4 protein-coding genes and 1 pseudogene are annotated in these 3,208 nt (G+C 68.9%); all 5 read left to right on the plus strand.

From position 1 onward, the window contains the following. Positions 1 to 296, plus strand: a pseudogene (locus AB7E83_RS28090) (hypothetical protein); the annotation flags it as partial. Next, entirely contained in the window at positions 287 to 1,042 is a 756-nt protein-coding gene (locus AB7E83_RS28095; RefSeq protein WP_428574830.1) for a sigma-70 family RNA polymerase sigma factor, read from the plus strand. The pseudogene AB7E83_RS28090 and the gene AB7E83_RS28095, both read left to right, overlap by 10 nt. Position 1,043: 1 nt before the next feature. After that, the gene (gene fliM / locus AB7E83_RS28100) at positions 1,044 to 1,997 is read left to right on the plus strand and encodes a flagellar motor switch protein FliM (protein ID WP_428574832.1); all 954 of its coding nucleotides are present in this window, start codon (positions 1,044 to 1,046) and stop codon (positions 1,995 to 1,997) included. Continuing rightward, positions 1,994 to 2,731, plus strand: a complete 738-nt coding sequence (locus AB7E83_RS28105; protein ID WP_428574834.1) for a FliM/FliN family flagellar motor switch protein — start codon at positions 1,994 to 1,996, stop codon at positions 2,729 to 2,731. The genes fliM and AB7E83_RS28105 overlap by 4 nt, the downstream gene beginning before the upstream one ends. Then, positions 2,728 to 3,129: a hypothetical protein gene (locus AB7E83_RS28110; protein WP_428574836.1), complete on the plus strand. Its 402-nt coding sequence runs from the start codon at positions 2,728 to 2,730 to the stop codon at positions 3,127 to 3,129. The genes AB7E83_RS28105 and AB7E83_RS28110 overlap by 4 nt, the downstream gene beginning before the upstream one ends. The last annotated feature ends 79 nt before the right edge of the window (positions 3,130 to 3,208 follow it).

The following is a 3,208-nucleotide window of genomic DNA, read 5'->3' on the forward strand; positions in this document are numbered from 1 at the left end:
CGGCCGATGCCGAAACGGCGTTCCGGCAGCTGTCACTGGTGTCGCAGCGGTTCCTCGGCCGGACACTGCGCGATGCCGGCGCCATCACGCACGACCCGCAGCTGGTGCGGCAGGGGCCGAGCGTCACCCTGCTGGGCGCCGGTCCGGCCGTCGGCGCGAAGCGCGGCTTTCAGGATCTCGCCAAGCGCCTGCTGACCTGGGCGCCGGGCACCATGCGCCCGCAGACGCGGGTGCGCCCGCCGCGCGCCGCTGATCTGGCCGCGCGTATTGCCACGGAGGTGGCGCCATGCGCCTGAGCTTCGAAGAACCCCAGCAGCGCGCCCGCCGCGATCAACTGGTGCTGGATCATCTCGCGCTGGTGCGCATGCTCGCGAGCCGGCTCTCCCGCCGGCTGCCGTCACACGTGGATGGCAGCGAGCTGGTCGGTGTGGGTGTCATGGGCCTGGTCGATGCGGCGGGCCGGTACGAACCCACCACCGGCGTTCCCTTCGACGCCTTTGCCCGTCAGCGGATCCACGGCGCGATGCTTGATGCGTTGCGGCGACTTGACCGTGCCCCCCGCGCGGTTCGCCGTCAGCAGCGCACGCTGGAGTCGGTGCTGGGCCGCTTGCGTCAGGCGCTGGGCCGTGAACCCGAGACCCAGGAAGTGGCCGATGCCATGGGCCTCACGCTTGATGACTACCACCGCCTGCTCGATCAACTGCAGGCCGCCGAGGTGGCGACCGTCTCGCGCGCGTCGAACGACGAGGGCGAGCGCAGCCTGATCGATGTGGCGCTCGACTCGCGTGAAGGTCCCTACGCGCAGCTGGAACGCCGTGAACTGCACGCCCGTCTGGCACAGGCGCTGCGCGCGCTGCCCGAACGCGAGCGCCAGATCATCGCGTTTTCGTACGACGACGAGCTGACGCTGGCGGAAATCGGCAAGGTCTTCGACATCGGCCCGTCGCGTGTGTCGCAGCTGCGCACCCAGGCCATCGCCCGCCTCCGTTCGATGCTCGCGGCCGACATGCCGCCGGTGTCCGGCTCGGGAGAGGAGAGCTGAGATGAGCCGCGCACAACTCGTCTCGTCCTCGGAGATGGCGCTGTTGACCGCTGCGGAAGCCGACAGCGGCATCGCGGCCTACAACTTCCGGCGTCCCGACCGCATTTCGCGCGAGCAGATCCACTCGCTGCACTATCTGCACGACCGCTTCGCCCGCAGTGCCGGCACGTCGATGAGCACGTACCTGCGCGCGGTGCTCGAGATGTCGCTGGTCTCCGTGGAGCAGCGTTCGTATGGCGAATTCGTCTCGAAGCTCGCCGATCCGACCGCCTTCTACGCGCTGGCGATTCCGCCGTTTGCCGAACTTGGCGCGCTCGAAATTCACCCCAACGTGGCGTTCGCGATGATCGATCGCATGCTCGGCGGCGGCGGCCAGGGCCTCGCCGAACCGCGCGGCCTCACGGAAATCGAGCAGTACGTCGTTGACTCGGTCGTCAAGGTCATCCTCGAAGGCCTCACTGAAACGTGGAAGCCCGTCGTAGAACTGGCGTTTGGCGTCCGCGGTCGTGAGACGCGGCCCCAGCTGCTGAAGGTGGCCGCGCCCAACGAAGTCATCATCATGCTGACGTTCGACCTCAAGTTGAACGACACACGCGGCACGATGCACCTGTGCCTGCCCGAAGCCATTGTTGAAGCGACGTCCAGTCAGGTGGCCCAGGCGTGGCAGCGGCATCGCCGCGACCTGACCGCCGACGAGCGCGGCTGGCTCTCGCAGAGCCTCGAGCGAGTGCCGGTGGCGCTCGTGCCGGAAATCGTGACGCACCTGCCGGCGGCCGACATTGCGGCACTGGCCGTCGGTGACGTGCTGGCGCTGGGTGTGCCGGCCGATCAGCCGGTCGACCTGCGTGTGGGCGGCGTACCAAAACTCAAGGGACATCTGACCGTGGAACGCGGGCGTCTGATGGCGCGCGTGGAAGAGCGGTATGGCGACGTGAAGGAGGGCGCGGCGGCATGAGGCTGATGCTGACACGTGAACGGTTGTCCGCGGCGCTGGCCGCGGAAGTGGGCGGCGCGATCGGGCGCAAAGTCGGCGAACGCGCGCACCTGAATCCCGCCGAGCACTGGGGCGAGTCAAGTTGTGTGGCGACGGTGCCGATCACGGGGCGCGGCCGCGGCGGCGCCACGGTCTGGATCGACCGCGAGGCCCTGACGGCGTTTGGCGAACGTGTCGGTCTCGCGCCGACGCCTGACGACCAGGCGCTGATGGACGTCGCAGCGGCCATCGTCGACGATGCACTTGCCACCCTGCAGGCGCAACCCGCATTTGCGACGCTCGCGTTCGGCGCGATTCGCGTGTCACTGGCGCCGGCCGGTGAACGTGCGCCGTTGACCGCGATGGTTGTGACGCTGGCCTCTGGCGCGCGATGTGCGATTGCCGTGGGCGCGGACCTGGAACTGCTGGCTGAACCGGAAGACGAACGCCTGGAAACGGTGCTCGACTTCGACCTGCCCATCGTCGTGCGGTTTGGCCGTTCCGTGATGCCGCTCAAGCAACTCGCGGCGCTGGGACCGGGCGCGATGATTGACCTCGGCCGGTCTCCCGATCAACCCGTGGAAATCGTGATGGGCGAGAAGGTACTCGCGCTCGGCGAAGTCGTCGTCGTGAGCGGCAACTACGGCGTGCGTGTGACGGAACTGACGGGATCAAAAGCGTCGATGCGCGCCGCAGCGCTTGGGGGACAGGCATGATGACGTGGGTCGTGACAACGATGGCGGTGGCCCTGGCGGCCGCCGGCGCAGGGCTCGTCGCCCTCTGGCGGCGCGTGCAGAAGCTGGAGTCCACAGGCGTGCGTGTGGACCGCATGGGCGAAGCGGTGACCCTGCTGTCGGAAACCGCCGAAGCTGGTTTTGCCGCCGTGGCGCAGGAAATCGAAAAACTCCAGCGCGGCCCGGCGGGCCGTACGACCGCCAGCCGCGCGACCGTGTCGCGCCGGGTCGTCAAGGCCGCGGGCCGCGGCGACAGCGTGGAGCAGATCGCACGACGCGAAGCGTTGTCGGAAGGGGAAGTGCGGCTGCACCTCGCCCTGGCCGAAGCCGCCCCGCTCGTGCGCAAGACGGGAGGCCGCCGTGCGGTTGTGCGCGCGTAACGGCTGCACTCACAGCGCGTCGTGGCTCGCCCGCAACACGGGCGTGACCGTCGACAGCCGGTGGTACTGCTCGATGGCG

It is taken from the genome of Ramlibacter sp., from assembly GCF_050250995.1.
In the GTDB taxonomy this organism is placed as follows: Bacteria; Pseudomonadota; Gammaproteobacteria; order Burkholderiales; family Burkholderiaceae_C; genus Ramlibacter.